The following is a 691-nucleotide window of genomic DNA, read 5'->3' as shown; positions in this document are numbered from 1 at the left end:
CCCATTCGGACATCGTTAGCTCAAATGCTTGTTACTAGCTCGCCAACGCTTTTCGCAAGTTACTACGTCCTTCATCGCCTCTGACTGCCAAGGCATCCACCGTATACGCTTAGTCGCTTAACCATACAACCCAAATGAGTTTCACTCATCTGCGTCGCATTGCGACCAGCTTGGTTTTACTTGTCTCACTTCTGACCAAAGAAGTGGACGCGCCTTAGACGTAAACTATTCAATAAAGAATAATTTACTATTGAATATTCAAGACACTTAATAAAGTGTTTGAGAACTCATGTTCAATGCTTKCGCATTAAACGTTTTGTAATTAATCACATGACAGACTCATGCAATTAAATACTATCAGCTTTCCAAATTGTTAAAGAACAATGCGTACCGGCTAGCGGCGCATTTAGCTCTGACTTCTCCTRAGAGAAGMTAAACAAGCAATCTGTGTGAACACTCAACAAACATTAAGTTAGTCGTATAGGTAAGGAGGTGATCCAGCCCCAGGTTCCCCTAGGGCTACCTTGTTACGACTTCACCCCAGTCATGAACCACAAAGTGGTGAGCGCCCCCCCGAAGGTTAAGCTACCCACTTCTTTTGCAGCCCACTCCCATGGTGTGACGGGCGGTGTGTACAAGGCCCGGGAACGTATTCACCGTGGCATTCTGATCCACGATTACTAGCGATTCC

The 691-nt window shown here is 45.3% G+C and carries 2 rRNA genes; both read right to left on the bottom strand.

Annotation, left to right across the window (positions count from 1 at the left end):
* Window positions 1-123 (bottom strand): 23S ribosomal RNA (locus L5M18_RS23280); the annotation flags it as partial.
* 362 nt (window positions 124-485) lie between these two features.
* Window positions 486-691: ribosomal RNA gene (locus L5M18_RS23275) — 16S ribosomal RNA — on the bottom strand; the annotation flags it as partial.

The organism is Shewanella sp. SM20 (assembly GCF_025654545.1).
GTDB lineage: Bacteria > Pseudomonadota > Gammaproteobacteria > Enterobacterales > Shewanellaceae > Shewanella > Shewanella oncorhynchi.
This window is presented reverse-complemented; position numbering and strand designations above follow the sequence as displayed.